The organism is Mesorhizobium sp. RCAM 05104, from assembly GCF_059683645.1.
This window is the reverse complement of the sequence record NZ_CM185033.1, coordinates 486,965-502,893: the sequence shown is the minus strand read 5'-3', so window position 1 is coordinate 502,893 and position 15,929 is coordinate 486,965. Positions and strand designations below refer to the sequence as shown.

At 63.3% G+C, this 15,929-nt stretch carries 17 protein-coding genes and 1 pseudogene; 11 read left to right on the top strand and 7 right to left on the bottom strand.

Annotation, left to right across the window (positions count from 1 at the left end):
* Positions 1-250 precede the first annotated feature (250 nt).
* Positions 251-571, top strand: coding sequence for a DUF1476 domain-containing protein (locus AC56QP_RS02805; protein WP_091578294.1), 321 nt, complete (start codon positions 251-253; stop codon positions 569-571).
* Positions 572-680: 109 nt separating this feature from the next.
* Positions 681-1,454 (top strand): HpcH/HpaI aldolase family protein, encoded by a 774-nt coding sequence (locus tag AC56QP_RS02800; RefSeq protein WP_489861025.1) that lies wholly within the window; start codon positions 681-683, stop codon positions 1,452-1,454.
* Between the two features lie 24 nt (positions 1,455-1,478).
* Here the strand turns inward: AC56QP_RS02800 and AC56QP_RS02795 are convergent, their stop codons facing one another.
* Entirely contained in the window at positions 1,479-2,033 is a 555-nt protein-coding gene (locus AC56QP_RS02795) for an RBBP9/YdeN family alpha/beta hydrolase (RefSeq protein ID WP_489863702.1), read from the bottom strand.
* 251 nt (positions 2,034-2,284) lie between these two features.
* On the opposite strand from AC56QP_RS02795, the gene AC56QP_RS02790 reads away from it, so the two are divergent.
* Positions 2,285-3,097, top strand: a complete 813-nt coding sequence (locus AC56QP_RS02790) for a VOC family protein (RefSeq protein WP_489861026.1) — start codon at positions 2,285-2,287, stop codon at positions 3,095-3,097.
* A gap of 72 nt (positions 3,098-3,169) precedes the next feature.
* Here AC56QP_RS02790 and purB read toward each other — a convergent pair whose 3' ends face one another.
* From purB to AC56QP_RS02775, 3 genes are read right to left on the bottom strand one after another with little or no spacing between them, the layout of a single operon-like run.
* Positions 3,170-4,477 carry an adenylosuccinate lyase gene (gene purB / locus AC56QP_RS02785; RefSeq protein ID WP_489861027.1) on the bottom strand — a complete coding sequence of 436 codons (1,308 nt, stop codon included), beginning with the start codon at positions 4,475-4,477 and terminating at the stop codon, positions 3,170-3,172.
* Between the two features lie 59 nt (positions 4,478-4,536).
* Positions 4,537-5,049: a hypothetical protein gene (locus AC56QP_RS02780; protein WP_489861028.1), complete on the bottom strand. Its 513-nt coding sequence runs from the start codon at positions 5,047-5,049 to the stop codon at positions 4,537-4,539.
* Positions 5,046-5,762, bottom strand: a complete 717-nt coding sequence (locus tag AC56QP_RS02775; RefSeq protein ID WP_489861029.1) for a DUF2259 domain-containing protein — start codon at positions 5,760-5,762, stop codon at positions 5,046-5,048. The genes AC56QP_RS02780 and AC56QP_RS02775 overlap by 4 nt, the downstream gene beginning before the upstream one ends.
* Before the next feature lie 137 nt (positions 5,763-5,899).
* Between AC56QP_RS02775 and AC56QP_RS02770 the strand changes: the two genes are divergently transcribed.
* Positions 5,900-6,154, top strand: a complete 255-nt coding sequence (locus AC56QP_RS02770; RefSeq protein WP_489861030.1) for a DUF2171 domain-containing protein — start codon at positions 5,900-5,902, stop codon at positions 6,152-6,154.
* Positions 6,155-6,163: 9 nt separating this feature from the next.
* Here AC56QP_RS02770 and AC56QP_RS02765 read toward each other — a convergent pair whose 3' ends face one another.
* Positions 6,164-7,189 carry a P1 family peptidase gene (locus AC56QP_RS02765; protein ID WP_489861031.1) on the bottom strand — a complete coding sequence of 342 codons (1,026 nt, stop codon included), beginning with the start codon at positions 7,187-7,189 and terminating at the stop codon, positions 6,164-6,166.
* Complete coding sequence (locus AC56QP_RS02760) at positions 7,189-8,262, bottom strand: branched-chain amino acid ABC transporter substrate-binding protein (protein ID WP_489861032.1); 1,074 nt, start codon at positions 8,260-8,262, stop codon at positions 7,189-7,191. The genes AC56QP_RS02765 and AC56QP_RS02760 overlap by 1 nt, the downstream gene beginning before the upstream one ends.
* Positions 8,263-8,442: 180 nt before the next feature.
* On the opposite strand from AC56QP_RS02760, the gene AC56QP_RS02755 reads away from it, so the two are divergent.
* From AC56QP_RS02755 to AC56QP_RS02725, 7 genes and pseudogenes are all read left to right on the top strand, one after another.
* Positions 8,443-8,970, top strand: coding sequence for a flavin reductase (locus AC56QP_RS02755; RefSeq protein WP_489861033.1), 528 nt, complete (start codon positions 8,443-8,445; stop codon positions 8,968-8,970).
* On the top strand, positions 8,967-9,896 hold the full coding sequence (locus tag AC56QP_RS02750; protein WP_489861034.1) for an AAA family ATPase: 930 nt from the start codon (positions 8,967-8,969) through the stop codon (positions 9,894-9,896). The genes AC56QP_RS02755 and AC56QP_RS02750 overlap by 4 nt, the downstream gene beginning before the upstream one ends.
* 9 nt (positions 9,897-9,905) lie before the next feature.
* Positions 9,906-11,156 (top strand): vWA domain-containing protein, encoded by a 1,251-nt coding sequence (locus tag AC56QP_RS02745; protein ID WP_489861035.1) that lies wholly within the window; start codon positions 9,906-9,908, stop codon positions 11,154-11,156.
* Between the two features lie 44 nt (positions 11,157-11,200).
* Positions 11,201-11,539 carry an XdhC family protein gene (locus AC56QP_RS02740; protein ID WP_489861036.1) on the top strand — a complete coding sequence of 113 codons (339 nt, stop codon included), beginning with the start codon at positions 11,201-11,203 and terminating at the stop codon, positions 11,537-11,539.
* Positions 11,540-11,545: 6 nt separating this feature from the next.
* Positions 11,546-12,250, top strand: coding sequence for an XdhC family protein (locus AC56QP_RS02735; protein WP_489861037.1), 705 nt, complete (start codon positions 11,546-11,548; stop codon positions 12,248-12,250).
* Positions 12,247-13,856, top strand: a pseudogene (locus tag AC56QP_RS02730) (NTP transferase domain-containing protein). Before AC56QP_RS02735 ends, AC56QP_RS02730 begins: the two are co-directional and overlap by 4 nt.
* Positions 13,857-13,889: 33 nt before the next feature.
* Entirely contained in the window at positions 13,890-14,780 is an 891-nt protein-coding gene (locus AC56QP_RS02725; protein ID WP_489861039.1) for an alpha/beta hydrolase, read from the top strand.
* Between the two features lie 23 nt (positions 14,781-14,803).
* Here the strand turns inward: AC56QP_RS02725 and AC56QP_RS02720 are convergent, their stop codons facing one another.
* Positions 14,804-15,856 (bottom strand): DUF1176 domain-containing protein, encoded by a 1,053-nt coding sequence (locus AC56QP_RS02720; protein WP_489861040.1) that lies wholly within the window; start codon positions 15,854-15,856, stop codon positions 14,804-14,806.
* Positions 15,857-15,929: the final 73 nt, after the last annotated feature.

The window sequence follows — 15,929 nt, the reverse complement described above, 5'->3', positions numbered from 1 at the left end:
CAGGCGGCAAGCGACCATTTCCTGTCCGTCTGCCTGAAATAGTGCGGCTACGGTAGGGTTCAATGCCGGGTCTATCCCAATCACACCATTTGCTCAATCGGCAAATCCTTCCAATCAACCGCTTTCGGGACCGAAATGCCGCAGCGCAGCATGCGACGAAGCATATTGACCGGCTCGTGACCTTTTGGTTTGTGCTTCGTCAACACATATAGATCATCACCAGCGAATCGATTTCCATCGGAGGGATGCCATGAGCAGCATGAAGGACCGCGAAGAGGGCTTTGAGCGCAAATTCGCATTCGACGAGGAACTTCGGTTCAAGGCCGCGGCGCGGCGCAACAAGGCGCTCGGCCTGTGGGCCGCCGAAAAACTCGGAAAGTCGGGCGCTGATGCCGATGCCTATGCCAAGGAAGTGGTTGTTTCCGACATTGAGGAAGCCGGCGACCACGACGTGTTCCGCAAGATCCGCAAGGATTTCGATGCGGCCGGTGTCGAGCAGTCGGACCATCAGATCCGCCGCACCATGGACGAGCTGATGGCGCAGGCGATCGAGCAGATCAAGAACACCTGATCCAACCACACGCTGGACCAATCGACCGCCTGGCCTATCCAGGCGGTTTTTCTTTGCCTTTGCAGCGGTTTCCGGCTGAAACTGCCGGCGTTAACAAAGGAAAGATTAGATGTCCCTGAAGTCCCGTCTTGCGGCCGATGAAACGTTGTTCACCGCATGGTCCGGCGTGCCGGATGCCTTGACTGTCGAGATCGTCGCCAAGCAGGGTTTTGATGCCGTCACGCTCGATATGCAGCATGGCGGCCACCACGAGGACAGCGTCTTGCGCGGCCTCGTGCCGGTGCTCGCCACAGGCAAACCGGCGCTGGTGCGCATTCCCGTCGGCCGCTTCGACATGGCAAGCCGCGCGCTCGATTTCGGCGCCGAGGCTGTCATTGCGCCGATGGTGAATTCGGTGGCCGATGCGAAGCTGTTCGCCGCCGCCATGAAATATCCGCCACTCGGCGAGCGCTCGTGGGGGCCGACCTATGCCTTTCCGCGCCATGGCAAGGGCGACCAGGCCGAATGGTTGCGCGACGCCAATCAGCGCACCATGGCCTTCGCCATGGTCGAGACCCGCGCGGCTCTCGACGCGCTCGACGGCATCCTCGACACGCCGGGCATCAACGGAATCTTCCTCGGGCCCTCCGATTTCTCGATCGCGTGGAGCAACGGCGCCACGGTCAATTCAACGCTGGAAAGCATGATGGAGACCGTCGCCTCGGTCGCCGAGCGCACCCGCAAGGCCGGCAAGCACGCCGCGATCTATGTTGTCGAGCCGGCGATCGCCGGCCGCGTCGTGTCGATGGGCTACCGGCTGCTGGCCATGGGCTCCGAACACGCACTGATCGGGCTCGGTGCCAAAACCCTGCTGAAGAACGTCAGGGATTCGATCGGCTCCTGAGTGAGGGAGCCGTGGCCAGACAACTCAGGCCTTCAGATCCGTCAGGAACTTGGCGAATGTCATCGAGCCTTCGGGCCACGGCCCGAAGCCCGAATCCGCGTTGAGATGACCGGTCTCACCGGCGTCGATGAACAGCGAACCCCACGCGCCGGCAATGTCCTCGGCGACGTCGAACGCGCAGAACGGGTCGTTGCGGCTGGCGATCACCAAGGAAGGAAACGGCAGCGGCTCGCGCGGGTAAGGGCCGAAGGTCATCAGGTGCCTGGGCCGCATATCGGGATTGGCGACGTCGGGCGGTGCCACGAAAAAGGCTCCTGCAACCGGTTTCTTGAATTGCGGAATGGCTTGCACCGCCGCGGCGACACCGAGCGAGTGAGCGACGATGACAACCGGCCGCTCGGCCTCGTTGACCGCCTTGGCCACGTTCGCCGTCCAGTCGTCGCGCACCGGCTTCGACCACTCCGCCTGCTCGACCCTGCGCGCCGTTGACAATTTCGACTGCCAGCGGCTTTGCCAATGATCGGGACCGGAATTGGTGTAGCCCGGCACGATGAGAATATCTGCTTCCTTGACCTTCATGGCGCTGAGATAGCGAGTGGCGCCGCTTCGTGCAACGGTCATAGGTCACGCTCTTGATCACAATGGTGAACACGATGTTCGCTTCTTGCCATCTTGTGTGAACGATGCCGATGGACGATTTGTCGTAAGGAAAAGAAGCAGCCGTGTGCGAAAACCCCCGATTTTTGGGACTGACACGACGTAAGATGATTGGCGGCGCGGGACTCTTGGCCTTGGGAGTTTCACCGCGGACCGGCCGAACGGAGCATTTGATGAGCGAATTGCCTTTTGCCGCCACCACCCCGGTCAGCGTTGCCCGCGTCGGGTTGAAGGCGCGCGACGCCGAAAGCCTGGCCGCCTATTATCGCAAAGTCGTCGGACTGCAGGAGCTTAGCCGTGCCGACGGCGCGATCACCTTGGGCGCCGCCAACCGGCCGTTGCTCGTCCTCGAGCCGGATCCTTCGGCGAAGCCCGACGATCCACGCAGCGCCGGCCTGTTCCACACAGCATTCCTGCTGCCCAGCCGCGCGGATCTCGGCCGTTGGATCAACCATGCCATCGCCGACAAGATCGCCATCGATGGCGCATCCGACCATCTGGTCAGCGAAGCGCTGTACCTCACAGACCCGGAAGGTAACGGCATCGAGATCTATTCAGACCGCCGTCCGCAGGATTGGAAATGGAATGGCGACAAGGTGGCCATGGCGACGGAGCGGCTGAATATCCCGGCCGTTGTCGCCGAAGTGCCGGCGGGTGACGCCGGTTGGCAGGGCGCGCCGGAAAACAGCATTGTCGGCCATGTCCATCTGCGTGTTGGCAGGCCGGAAGACGCCGAAGCCTGGTGGACCAAGGAATTCGGCTTCGACACGGTGGCGAAATATGGCGGCCAGGCGGTGTTCTTGTCGTCGGGCGGCTATCATCACCACATCGGCGCCAATGCCTGGCAGAGCGCCGGCGCCGGCCGCCGCGACGCCGCTCGCTCGGGCCTGGCCTGGGTCGAGATGCGTTCGGACAATGTGACCGGCGAAACGACCCGCGAGGACCCGTGGGGTACGGTGATCAGGACCGTTCCCGGCAAGGCCTGATCGGGCCCTGACCACACCAAGCAAAGAGGCCCGCCGGCCAGTGGCCGGGACGGGCCTCTTTTCTGGGGTGGCTCAAGCTTCCCCAAACACCCGCTTGAAGATCGTGTCGACATGCTTGGTGTGGTAGCCCAAGTCGAATTTTTCGCGGATCTCGGCTTCCGGCAAGGCAGCGGTCACTTCCTTGTCTGCCAGCAGTTCTTCAAGAAAATCAGCGCCTTGCTCCCACACCTTCATGGCGTTGCGCTGCACCAGCCGGTAGGAGTCTTCCCGCGACAGGCCGGCCTGCGTTAGCGCCAGCATCACGCGCTGCGAATGCACCAGGCCGCGGAACTTGTTCATGTTCTTCAGCATGTTCTCGGGATAGACGAGCAGCTTGTCGACGACACTGGTCAGCCGTGACAAAGCAAAATCGAGTGTCACCGTGGCGTCCGGCCCGATCATGCGCTCGACCGAGGAGTGCGAAATGTCGCGTTCGTGCCAGAGCGCCACATTCTCCATCGCCGGCAGCGCCATGGACCGCACCATGCGGGCAAGGCCGGTGAGGTTTTCCGTCAGCACCGGGTTGCGCTTGTGCGGCATCGCCGACGAGCCTTTTTGGCCCGGCGAGAAATACTCTTCCGCCTCAAGCACTTCGGTGCGCTGCAGGTGGCGGATTTCGATCGACAGCCGCTCGATCGACGAGGCGATGACGCCGAGCGTGGCGAAGAACATGGCATGGCGGTCGCGCGGGATCACTTGCGTCGACACCGGCTCCGGCTTGAGCCCGAGCTTTGCCGCGACATGTTCCTCGACATAGGGTTCGATGTTGGCGAAGGTGCCGACCGCGCCGGAAATCGCGCAGGTGGCAATGTCCTCACGCGCATGCACCAGCCGCTCGCGGCAGCGCGAGAACTCTGCATAGGCTTGCGCCAGTTTGATGCCGAAGGTGGTCGGCTCGGCATGGATGCCGTGACTGCGGCCGATGGTGACCGTGTCCTTGTGCTCGAAGGCTCGGCGCTTGAGCGCGGCAAGCAGGCCATCGATGTCGGCGAGCAGGATGTCGCTGGCCCGGGTGAGCTGTACGGCAAAACAAGTGTCGAGAACGTCCGACGAGGTCATGCCCTGGTGGATGAAGCGGGCTTCCGGTCCGACGAATTCGGCAAGATGGGTGAGGAAGGCGATGACGTCATGCTTGGTAACGCGCTCGATCTCGTCAATGGCCGCGACGTCGAACTTTGCCGCGCCACCTTTTTCCCAGATGGTTTTCGCGGCCTCTTTCGGAATGACACCGAGCTCGGCCAGCGCGTCGCAGGCATGAGCCTCGATCTCGAACCAGATGCGGAACCGGGTTTCCGGCGACCAGATGGCGACCATTTCCGGTCTGGAATAGCGTGGGATCATCGGTCAGTCCTGACGTGTCGAGGAGTTTGCCCGCGTCCTAACAGAGGCAGACAAAATGCTCAACGCTGCTGCCGCGCAAACCAGACGCTCGCGGCAAACAAGGCGACGAAACCAGTCGGGAAATACAGCCGGATGCCCAGCACCACAAACTGGTAGAGCGCCACCAGCGTCGTGAAGACGAACTGGAAGACCCAGGTGAGGGTGAAAGCGGGCGCATGCCATTCGGCATAGTAGGAGCGGTATTGCAGCGCAAACAGTCCGCTAGTCAGGCCGATGGTCGCGGCGGCAAGGCACACGAATGCCGCCGCGAAGGCGACCTCCCAGTGCCTTCCGAGTGAGACCAGCCGCGCGGCGAACAGGCCAACCGGAAAGGCGAGGGCTCCGCCACCAGCAAACAGCAACGACACGGTGCGGATTTTCTCCGGCGTCTCCCAGGCGTCCAGGTTGACGAGCACGCTGGCGCCCATCGTCATGGCCCACAACAAGGCGCCGAAAAACGCTGTCCGCCACCCTGGCAAGGCGCGGCGGATGTAGCTCGGGGCGCGGCTGGGAATGGCGGCGTGCGGTGTCACAGGCGGCCAGTCACCGCGATCCAGCGAAAGTCCGGCCCCTCGAAGCCATATTGGCGCACCGCGATCAGCACCGCATAGGCGCTGAGACTATTCATTGAAAACGTCTGCACCGCGCCGATCCGGTAGCCGTTCGGGCATCCCCGGCTCTTGGGGATCGACTTGTCCTCGTGCAGCAGCTTGGTCGCGCCGCCATCCTGCGCCTCGATGCGCAGCAGCCGGAAGCCGTTGATCTCGCCCTGGCTCTCGCAGCCTCCAGTGTTGTTCATGCCGATCTCATCGAGCCGAAACTCGAGGGGTGGGTCGACCGGCGAAAAGATCGGACGCGGATTGACCGCCATCCGATGCGGATCGGCCGAAAGCTCGGTCACCGGGTTGAAACCTGCGGTGATGCCCTTGTTGGCGGCCAACTCCGCATCGCTGACAATGGCCTCGCCTTTTTGCCGTGCCTGAAGGCGCGCCGCGTCGAGCTTGGCATTCTCGTCGTCAAGCCGGACCCGGATCGGGGTGCCCTTAAGAAAACTGTCGCTGCTGGTGTCGATATAGTAGCGGTTGGCGTAGGGGAAGCCAGAGCCGTCCTGCACGCCGTATTCCTCGAAGGCGAACACACCGCCATCCCTTGTGAAACCGAGGATCTCCAGCTCGGCGACATCGCCGGCGACCGACGTCGTAAGCTGCGCAAGCAGGAAAACGGCAAACAGAAAAAGCATTCGCATCGGTTCGTCACTCCGGCAGCCGGTGATCGTTGCGATCCCCCTACCACGACGGAATCAAAACGTCGTGCGGTCTGAAAGCCGATGCATCCAATCGGCCCGTCATTTGTTATTGTCGGCAGTCCCAATGGAGAACCACCATGACCGACACCAGCAAAATTCGTGAGCATATGGAAGTCGTCGGCGCCGATGGCGTGCATGTCGGCACCGTCGACAAGGTCGAGGGCAAGCGCATCAAACTGACCAAGGTCGACAGCGGCGAGGGCGCCCACAAGGGCCATCACCACTACATTCCCCTGAGCCTTGTTGCCGAGGTTGATGGCAAGAAGGTGTGGCTGTCCGCGAATTCGGATGTCGCGGTGACGTTCGAGGAAGAAAAGTCCGATCCGGTCTGATCGACCACTTCACCCCAGGCGTGACGACCAGACGGGAAACAGGTCGCCGTCGGCTGGCCTCGCCGCGTGGACGCCGCGGCTGATGGCGCGCGCCATGGTGGCACCGGCCGCGGCATAGAGATCGATTGCCGCGTCCGCGGTGAGTGCGATGCCACTCCGGCCGGTTGCCAGCGCGAACACGAGGTCGCCATCGGCCGGCGTATGTGTCGGCCAGATGGCGCGCACGAAGCCGTCATGCGCTGATATCGCCAGGCGTTTCGCGGCGGCCTTGGTGAGAACCGCGTCCGTGGCAATGACGGCGATGGTGGTGCTGCCGCCGGTCTCCATCTGCCTTCCGACATCCTTTTCGCGGAATTTCAGCAGGATCTTTTTGGCGTCATCCGGCATTGGCGAGGGGTAGCCAAGTCCGCCGAATTCGTCGCCGATTTCGAACGGGGCCGCCCAAAAATAACGGGTTCGGCCGACGGTCACCGAGCCGGTCGGGTTGACGGCGGCCAGTGCGCCAACCGTGACGCCGCTTTCCAGCAGCGTCGAGGCCGAGCCGAGGCCACCCTTCAGCCCCGCGGTTAAAGCGCCGGTGCCGGCGCCGATCGTGCCGAACTGGAAATCGGCGGTGGCGGTTTGCGCTGCTTCATAGCCGAGGTCGCGATAGGGTGGATAGCGGCCCCAATCCTTGTCGCCACCATTGCGCAGGTCGAACAGGATCGCCGCCGGCACGATCGGCACGCGGAAGCCGCCCACCTCGAAACCGATGCCGCGTTCACGCAGCGCCGCCTGCACGCCGGACGCAGCGTCGAGGCCGAAAGCGGAACCTCCCGAAAGCACCACGGCGTGGACCGCCTCGACCGAATTGTGCGGTTCCAGCAGATCGGTTTCGCGTGTGCCGGGCGCACCGCCCAGGATCTGCACCCCCGCTACCGCCGGTTGATCGCAAAGGATGGTCGTGACGCCGGATTTCAGCCTCGCATCGGAAGCATTGCCGACGCGCAGGCCGACAACGTCCGTGATCAGATTTCGCGGGCCGGTGCGAAACATCAGTTGCTTTCCAGGGGTACGAAACGCGTGCCATCGAAGCGGAAGACGCGGTAGGGGCTCTGGCTGAGGTCGCCTTTCGCGTCGAAGCGGACCGGCCCGATCGCAGTGGTGAAATCCGGTCCGGTCAGGACTTCGGTCAGCGGCTTGCCCGAGGTTTCGGACAAGCTTGACGCCGCCTTGGCGATCTCGACCGCCGCATAGGCCGGCAGCGCGTAACCGTCCGGCACGATCTTTCGGCCAGAGAAGCTCTCCAGAACTTTTGGATCGGCGACATCGGCCCATTCAGGCGGGGCGATCATCAGCGTGCCGGTGGCGTATGGAACCTCGCCGGGTGGCGTGCGCAGATTCTCACCGCCGGCAAAGACGATACCGGCAGAGAGTTGCGCGGCATCGCGGCCCATGATGGCGATGTCCTCGCCGTCGCCGCCGGCGAAGACATGCGTCGCGCCGGCCTTCTTCAGGCGGCCAACCATCCCGATCTGGTTGTCGAGCTGTGGTCGGAACGTGTCGACGAACACCGGCTTCAGCGCCGCCTGTTCGGCCGCCGCCCGCAGCGTCTCGGCGATCTCGCGGCCATAGATGGTGCCGTCGTCGATGATGGCGAACAGCTCGTTCTGCCACAGACGGGTGAGGGCAGAGGCGACGGCATTGCGCTCATCGTCGCCGCGTGGCCCGAGGCGATAGACCGGCCAGCCGGTCTTGGCGCGGCGGTCGGTCAGGCTTTCGGTTCGCACGCCAACGGTAATGACCGGAATGTTGGCGTCCTTCAGGATCGGCATTGCTGCCTCGATCGCATCGGTGCAGAGAAAGCCGACCACGACATTGACCTTGGCCGCCACGAATTCCTTCGCCGCGGCGCTACCGCCATCGGCAGTACAGGCATCATCCATGAGCTTGAGCTCGATGCCGTTCGCTTCGGCTGCCAGGCTGGTGCCGGCCTCGATCTGCTTGCCGAGGATTGCCGATGGTCCGGACAAGGGTGCTGCGACGCCGACCAGCAGCGTCTGGGCGCTGGCGGCGCTGGCCACAAACAGCCAGACCAGTGCGGCAGATATCGTTGCCCCGGATCGCATCCTGTTGAAGAGTTCCTCCAAGCTGGCGACATCTCGCTGGCGCCAGTTCCCGCCAAGACCTAAAGGCTGGCTGGCCTTGGTGCAACACGCGAATTTCAGGAGATGGGCCAAGCACTTCGCTTGTGGCATGTCATGTCTAGCCATATATAGCGGTAGGGTTCTGGCTGTGGAAAATTTCCGGTGCTGAAGAAAAACGACATTGGGCCACAGGCCTATCGCGACGCGATGAGCCATTTTGCCGGCCACGTCCATGTGGTTACCACCGACGGGCCGGCCGGCAAGCGTGGTACGACGGTCATCGCGGCCTGTTCGGTGTCGGACACGCCGCCGACCATTCTGGTCTGTCTCAACCGCGAAAATGCCAAGAATGAGCTGTTCGTGGAGAACGGCAGATTTGCCTTGAACACGCTGGCGTCGCATCAGGAGCCACTGTCGATCGGCTTTTCCGGTATCACCGGACTGTCGGTGGAGGAGCGTTTCGCGCTCGGCGAATGGGACGTGATCTCGACCGGCGCGCCAACGCTGAAGGGTGCGCTCGCCGTTTTCGACTGCGAACTGATCGACACCAAGGATCTGGCCACTCATCGTGTGCTTTTTGGCAAGGTGACAGGCCTGCGTATGGGCGATAATTTGCGGCCGCTGATCTACCACGCCCGCGGCTACCACGTTCTGGACAGCGGAGCGGCGGCGTTCACGGAGAAAGAATGAGCGAGCTGAAACCGCGCGCCGCGCCGCGGACGATCGACGAGACACTCGATCTCCTGACCGGTGCGGACTATGTGGCGGACCGGGCGCTGGCGACCGTGCTTTTCCTGTCGCTGCGCATGAAACGGCCGCTGTTCCTCGAGGGCGAGGCCGGCGTCGGCAAGACCGAGATCGCCAAGGTGTTGGCGCAAGCGCTTGGTCGCCGGCTGATCCGCCTGCAGTGTTACGAAGGCCTCGACGTCTCGTCCGCCGTTTACGAGTGGAATTATGCCGCGCAAATGATCGAAATCCGTATGGAGGAGGCGGCGGGCAAGGTCGATCGCTCCGACATGGAGCGCAACGTCTTCTCCGAAAAATACCTGATCCGCCGTCCGGTGCTCGATGCGCTCACCGGCAAGGCTGGTGCTGCCCCAGTCTTCCTGATCGATGAGCTGGATCGTACCGACGAGGCCTTCGAAGCCTTCCTGCTGGAAATCCTGTCCGACTTCCAGGTAACGGTGCCCGAACTCGGCACCATCAAGGCGGAAGAGCCGCCGATCGTCATCATCACCACCAACCGCACCCGCGAGATCCACGACGCGCTGAAACGGCGCTGTCTCTATCACTGGGTCGACTATCCCAACGCCGAGCGCGAATTGGAGATCGTGCGCCGAAAGGTGCCGCAAGCCAACCAGCGGCTCTCGGCCGAGGTGGTTTCCTTCATCCAGAAGCTGCGCCAGATCGAACTGTTCAAGGTGCCGGGTGTCGCCGAAACCATCGACTGGGCCGGCGCGCTGACCGAACTCGACAAGGTCGCGCTCGATCCGGAAACCGTGTCCGACACGATCGGCGTGCTGTTGAAATACCAGGACGACATTGCCCGCATCGAACAGGGCGAAGGCCGGCGCATCCTCAACGAGGTGAAGGCCGAGCTTTCGGCGGCGGAGTAGGGTAGCGCCATGCCGGTGTCCCGCCCCGAACCGAAGGAAGCCCGGCCGGACGGACGTATCGCCGACAACATCGTCTATTTCGCCCGCACCTTGCGCAAGGCCGGCATGCGGGTCGGACCGGCTTCGGTCAAGGACGCCATCGAGGCGGTGCTGGTTGCCGGCATCGGCTCGCGCGACGATTTCTACTGGACGCTGCACGCCGTGCTTGTTTCGCGGCACGAGGATCACGCCATTTTCGATGAAGCCTTCCGGCTGTTCTGGAAATCGCGCGAACTGATCGAAAAGATGCTGGCGATGTTTTCGCCGGTGGCGCCTGAGGTCAGGGAGAAGCAGAAACCGCGCGCCGCCGAGAATCGCGTCAGCCAGGCGATGTTCGAGGGTCATCAGAAGAACCAGCCGGCGCAGGAAATCCCGGAGATCGAGGTCGATGCCCGCTTCACCTTCTCTGGCAACGAGGTGCTGCGCGGCAAGGACTTTGCCCAAATGAATGCCGCCGAGATGGCGGATGCCAGGAAGGCAATCGCTAGGCTGCGCTTGCCCTTCGACATGGTGAGGACCCGGCGTTTCAAGGCCGACGCGCATGGTCGCCGCATTGACCCGCGCGCCATGATGCGCTCGGCGGCGCGAACCGGCGGCGACCTGATCCTGCCGAAATTCCGCTCACCGCGCGAAGTTCACCCGCGGCTGGTTGTGCTGGCCGACATTTCCGGCTCGATGAGCCAATACACGCGCATCTTCCTGCATTTCCTGCATGCGCTGACCGAAAAGCGCCGGCGCGTGCACACGTTCGTCTTCGGCACCAGGCTGACAAATCTGACCCGGCAGATGCGCCACCGCGATCCCGATGCCGCACTTGCCGACTGTTCGGCGGCGGTGAAGGACTGGTCAGGCGGCACGCGCATCGGTGACACGCTGGCCGAGTTCAACCGGCTGTGGTCGCGGCGTGTGCTGGGGCAGGGCGCGGTGGTGCTTCTGATCACCGACGGGCTGGAACGCGACGATGTCGCCGGCCTGTCGGAAGAAATGGAGCGCCTGCACAAGTCCTGCCGGCGGCTGATCTGGCTGAACCCGTTGCTGCGCTTTGACGGTTTCCAGGCACGTGCCCGCGGCGTCAAGGCGATGCTGCCGCATGTCGACGAATTCCGGTCGGTGCACAACCTTGATGCGCTTGTCGATCTCTGCGCGTCGCTCGACAAGACATCGGCGCAATCCGTGAATCCACGCCGATGGATGGACGCTGGCGCGAGGCACGCCGCATAGCCATATCTTTCCTACCCGAAAAACAGACTCTTAGAGAAACGGTCATGGAAAACAGCATCTATCTCGATGAAGCCCGCGACCCACTTGTCATAGCCGAGGGCTGGATGAGGGACGGCAAGGACGTGGCCATCGCCACGGTGGTCGAGACCTGGGGGTCGGCGCCTCGCCCTGTAGGCAGCCATCTGGTCATCGACGCCGACGGCAATTTCCACGGCTCTGTTTCGGGCGGTTGCGTCGAAGGCGCGGTGGTGACCGAAGCGATCGACGTGATCGACAGCGGCAGGGCCAGGATGCTGGAATTTGGTGTTGCCGATGAAACCGCATGGCAGGTCGGCCTGTCCTGTGGCGGCCGCATCAAGGTGTACGTGGAAAGACTGGGCTGATCTGCGATGGATCCCTATGCGCTGAAAACCCTCAACGCCGAACGCCGCGCCCGCCGCGCGGCGATCCTTGTCACCGACCTTGGTGATGGACGCGACCGCATCGTGCGCGAAGGCGATCAGGTCGCCGGTGATCTCGGCGCCGCGATCGCCAAGGCGTTCCGCACCGGTAATTCCGGTTCGGTCGAGGCCGAAGGGCGGACCTTCTTTCTTAATGCGCACCTGCCGCGGCCGCGCCTGGTGGTGATCGGCGCGGTCCATATCAGCCAGGCGCTGGCGCCGATGGCGAAAATCGCCGGCTACCCTGTCGAGATCATCGATCCGCGCACGGCCTTCGCCACGCCCGAGCGCTTTCCCGATGTCGCCTTGCATGCCGAATGGCCGGAGGATGTGCTGAAGCGCCAGCCGCTCGACAGTTACACGGCGCTTGCCGCCGTCACCCATGATCCGAAGATCGACGATTTCGCGCTGAAGGCGGCGCTCGACGCCAACTGTTTCTATGTTGGGGCGCTTGGCAGCCGCAAGACACACGCCAAGCGCGTCGAACGCTTGCTGGCGCTGGGCGCGACCGCCGACCAGATCGCCCGTATCCACGCCCCCATCGGGCTCGACATTGGTGCCGCCAGCCCAGCCGAGATCGCTGTCGCCGTTCTCGCTCAGACCATCCATGCCTTCCGCTCGCGCGGCCTCGACGCCAAGGGCGCGGCGGCGTGAAATTCGGCCCGATACCGATCGAGGCGGCTGAGGGGGCGGTGCTGGCTCATGCCACCACCGCCGGAGAGCGGCGCTTCCGCAAGGCGCACCGCCTGAGCGCGGATGATTTGTCGGAGCTGAAAGCCGCCGGGATCACCGAAGTCGTCGCCGCCGTGCTTGCCCCCGATGATCTCGGCGAGGATGCGGCAGCCGAAAAGATCGCCGCCAGCATGCGCCATCGCAATGTCGAGGCAAAGCCCGCGGCCACCGGCCGGGTTAACCTCCATGCTGAGGCGGCCGGCATCTTCACCGTCGACGCGGCGATGATCGACGCCATCAACGCCGTCGATCCGACCATCACCATCGCAACGCTGGCTCGGCATGCGCCGGTCGAGAAAGGCCAGATGGTCGCGACCGTGAAGATCATTCCCTTCGCCGTCGGCTCAGCCCTGGTCGATGCGGTCATGAAAATCTGTGCCGGCGGCGAGATCTTTGCCGTCAACGCCTATCAACCAGTGCGCGTCGGCGTCATCCAGACGGTGCTGCCGGGGATCAAGCCGAGTGTGCTCGACAAGACGCTTCGCGTCACCGAAGCGCGGCTGGCGCGCTCCGGCGGCAGGCTGACGGCGGAGCGCCGCACGCCGCATGAGATCGCGCCGGTGGCGGAGGCAGCGGCCTCGCTGGCGCGGGACAACGATCTGGTGGTGATTTTCGGCGCCTCGGCGATGAGCGATTTCTCCGATGTCGTTCCGGCGGCGATTGAGAAGGCGGGGGGACTGTTATCCGCGCCGGCATGCCGGTCGATCCCGGCAATCTGCTGGTGCTCGGCACGCTTGGCGGCAAGCGTGTCATCGGCGCGCCCGGTTGCGCCCGCAGCCCGAAGGAGAACGGCTTCGACTGGGTACTCGACCGGTTGGTTGCCGGCCTCGACGTCACCGCGAGCGACATCGCCGGCATGGGCGTCGGCGGGTTGTTGATGGAAATCCCGACGCGGCCGCAACCGCGCGAACCGCTGCCGCCCAAAAGCCAGCTCAAGGTCGGGATCGTGCTGCTGGCGGCGGGGCGATCGAGCCGCATGGGCGGGCCGAACAAGCTCCTGGCGCTGTTCGACGGCAAGCCGCTGGTGCGCCGCACCGCCGAGCGCGCACTCGGCTCGAAGGCTTCGGGCACGATCGTCGTCACCGGCCATCAGCGCGAGCGGGTGCGCGCTGCGCTGGCGGGGCTGGATGTGACCTTCGCCGACAATCCCGATTTTGCCGACGGCCTGTCCACCTCGCTGAAAGCCGGCATTGCCTATCTGCCTGAGGACGCCGCCGGCGTGATGATCGTTCTCGGTGACATGCCCGGTGTCTCGTCTGATGACCTCGACAGGTTGGTCGAAGCCTTCCGCAAGGCTGGAGGCAATTCGGTGGTCCGCGCCTCGCACCAGGGCAAGCGCGGCAACCCGGTGCTGTTGCCACGCTCGCTGTTTGCGGCGATCGCCCATCTCGAAGGCGATACCGGCGCGCGGCATCTGGTCGAAGCCGAGGGGCTCGATGTCATCGATGTCGAGATCGGCGAAGCGGCGTCCGTCGACGTCGATACCCGCGAAGCGCTCGAAGGTGCCGGCGGTGTGCTGCAGGATTGACAAACCCAAGCCGAATTACGCATGCCTGCTGGCATGTCTTTCCGGTTCCAATTTTTCTGTGTCCTTGCAACCGCGGCAGCATTGGTGTCGTCGGCCACCCAAGGTCAGACGCTGTCGCTAAAACCCTTCAAGGACGATCTCTTCGCCTATCCGGCCACGCTCTCGTCCGACACCAACGGCGCCTACACGGTCATCGACTATCGCGAGATGCGCGACATCAACCAGCGCGACGAGGTGCCCGAGCGCCGCGTGCACCCTCAATACACAGACACCGGCGTGCGCAAGGTGCAGCAGGATCTGCTGCTGAAAACCGATGCCGGCGATGTCAGACATGTTGCCGTCGGCAAGACCGAGGGTGCCGGCATCATCGTGCTTTATCTGCATGGGCAGGGCGGCAGCCGCAAGCAAGGCGTCGACGACTTCACCTTCGGTGGCAATTTCAATCGCCTCAAGAACCTGATGGCCGAAAATGGCGGCCTCTATCTGTCACCTGACTTTCCGGATTTCGGCGATACCGGCGCCGCGCAGGTCGCGGCGCTGATCGATCACTATGCCCATCAGTCGCCGGGCGCGAAAATCTTCGTCGCCTGCGGCTCGATGGGCGGCGCTCTATGCTGGAAGCTCGCCGCCCGCAAGGAAACCGGTGGCCGTATCAACGGCTTGCTGCTGCTCGGCTCGCTATGGGACGAGAGTTTTTTCGCCAGTCCCGCCTTCAAGCGCCGCGTACCGGTGTTCTTCGGCCAGGGCAGCCACGACGTGGTTTTTCCCGTGGCAACCCAGGAAGCATTCTTTCGCTCGATACTGGCCAAGACAAAGAGCTACCCAACCCGCTTCGTCCGTTTCGAGACGGGCACGCACGGCACGCCGATCCGCATGACCGACTGGCGCGGTACATTGAACTGGATGCTGTCGAAGGCGCCCTGACCAACGCTGCCCGGAAGCGACCTTCAGGGCGCGGTGTTGTAGTCGACGACCGTCTGGGGGTTCTCCTCGCCGTCATAGGATGCGTCGACATCGTACTGGACCAGCGAAAAATCGCCGTTGCGGAACAGATAGGTGCCCGATGACGAGGCATCTCCGACGCCGCGCCATTTGTTGAAGGTAGTGATCGTGCGGGCATCCTGGTCATAGTCCGAGTTGGTCGCCCAGCCAGTCGTCTGGAAGCCGATGATATGCATGGATTCGACCTTGCCTTCGCTGTCGTTGTTCACGTAGCGGATATCCATCTCCGGTTCGGTGAACTGTAGCTGCCTTACGCCGGATACATCGTCGCTTACGTAGTAGATGGAGCTTTCATTGTAGGCGGCGGCCGAACAGGAGAAATGGAAAAGCCGCGTTTCCTTTTCGGGGTCGCTGGCAGCCGCATCCTTGTCCTTGTACTTGATCGAGAAAGTATCCGGTTCGTTGGCGAGAAGGTTCTTGTCGCACTGGGCACCATAGGTCGCCAGAAAGGCCTTCTTGGCCTGCTCCAGCGCCGCGTCCTTCTTCGGTGGCGGCGGCCCGTCGCCGCAGCTTGATGGTAGAGCTGCCTCGAAATCGGCAGTGGAGGGTTTCAACGCCCCTTTTTCGATGTGGATCGGATCGAAGGGCGGCGCCGCCTGTATCTGCGCATTCACCTGGCGCAGCGTGTAGCAACCGGCAAAGACCTTTTCGCCGCCGGTCTTGTCCGTGGCACGGATGGCGACAGGCACGTTGTAGAAAATACTGCCGGCCGCGCCTTCGTCGGAGACGCTGCCGGTCTCGACCTCGACCTTGTCGGTGCCGTCATAGCCCTTGACGAAACTGTCGAAATCCTTCGCCGGCTTGGTCTCTCCGAAATAACCCCAGGCGCGAGCGAATTCATGCCGGTTGATGGCGCTGTAGAGCGACCGGATGACCGCGTCGGCGCTCGACCGATCGTCCACATAGGGTGCTTCGGTAGTATCTTCGGCGGCGAGGGCTTTTGGGCCGATGGTGGCAAGGGAGAGAAAGGCAGTCGCTGCGAAAAGGGCGCGTCTCATCGGGAATCTCCGCTCGATAGGGAGATTCTACTATGGCGATTGCGGCAGCGTGGTGACGCGGTGTCAGGACGCT

Excerpts from the sequence above, each read along its gene's own strand:
- AC56QP_RS02805 (WP_091578294.1), top strand. The coding sequence starts at position 251 with ATGAGCAGCATGAAGGACCGCGAAGAGGGCTTTGAGCGCAAATTCGCA.
- AC56QP_RS02800 (WP_489861025.1), top strand. The coding sequence starts at position 681 with ATGTCCCTGAAGTCCCGTCTTGCGGCCGATGAAACGTTGTTCACCGCA.
- AC56QP_RS02795 (WP_489863702.1), bottom strand. The coding sequence starts at position 2,033 with ATGAAGGTCAAGGAAGCAGATATTCTCATCGTGCCGGGCTACACCAAT.
- AC56QP_RS02790 (WP_489861026.1), top strand. The coding sequence starts at position 2,285 with ATGAGCGAATTGCCTTTTGCCGCCACCACCCCGGTCAGCGTTGCCCGC.
- purB (WP_489861027.1), bottom strand. The coding sequence starts at position 4,477 with ATGATCCCACGCTATTCCAGACCGGAAATGGTCGCCATCTGGTCGCCG.
- AC56QP_RS02775 (WP_489861029.1), bottom strand. The coding sequence starts at position 5,762 with ATGCGAATGCTTTTTCTGTTTGCCGTTTTCCTGCTTGCGCAGCTTACG.
- AC56QP_RS02770 (WP_489861030.1), top strand. The coding sequence starts at position 5,900 with ATGACCGACACCAGCAAAATTCGTGAGCATATGGAAGTCGTCGGCGCC.
- AC56QP_RS02765 (WP_489861031.1), bottom strand. The coding sequence starts at position 7,189 with ATGTTTCGCACCGGCCCGCGAAATCTGATCACGGACGTTGTCGGCCTG.
- AC56QP_RS02760 (WP_489861032.1), bottom strand. The coding sequence starts at position 8,262 with ATGCGATCCGGGGCAACGATATCTGCCGCACTGGTCTGGCTGTTTGTG.
- AC56QP_RS02750 (WP_489861034.1), top strand. The coding sequence starts at position 8,967 with ATGAGCGAGCTGAAACCGCGCGCCGCGCCGCGGACGATCGACGAGACA.
- AC56QP_RS02745 (WP_489861035.1), top strand. The coding sequence starts at position 9,906 with ATGCCGGTGTCCCGCCCCGAACCGAAGGAAGCCCGGCCGGACGGACGT.
- AC56QP_RS02740 (WP_489861036.1), top strand. The coding sequence starts at position 11,201 with ATGGAAAACAGCATCTATCTCGATGAAGCCCGCGACCCACTTGTCATA.
- AC56QP_RS02735 (WP_489861037.1), top strand. The coding sequence starts at position 11,546 with ATGGATCCCTATGCGCTGAAAACCCTCAACGCCGAACGCCGCGCCCGC.
- AC56QP_RS02725 (WP_489861039.1), top strand. The coding sequence starts at position 13,890 with ATGTCTTTCCGGTTCCAATTTTTCTGTGTCCTTGCAACCGCGGCAGCA.
- AC56QP_RS02720 (WP_489861040.1), bottom strand. The coding sequence starts at position 15,856 with ATGAGACGCGCCCTTTTCGCAGCGACTGCCTTTCTCTCCCTTGCCACC.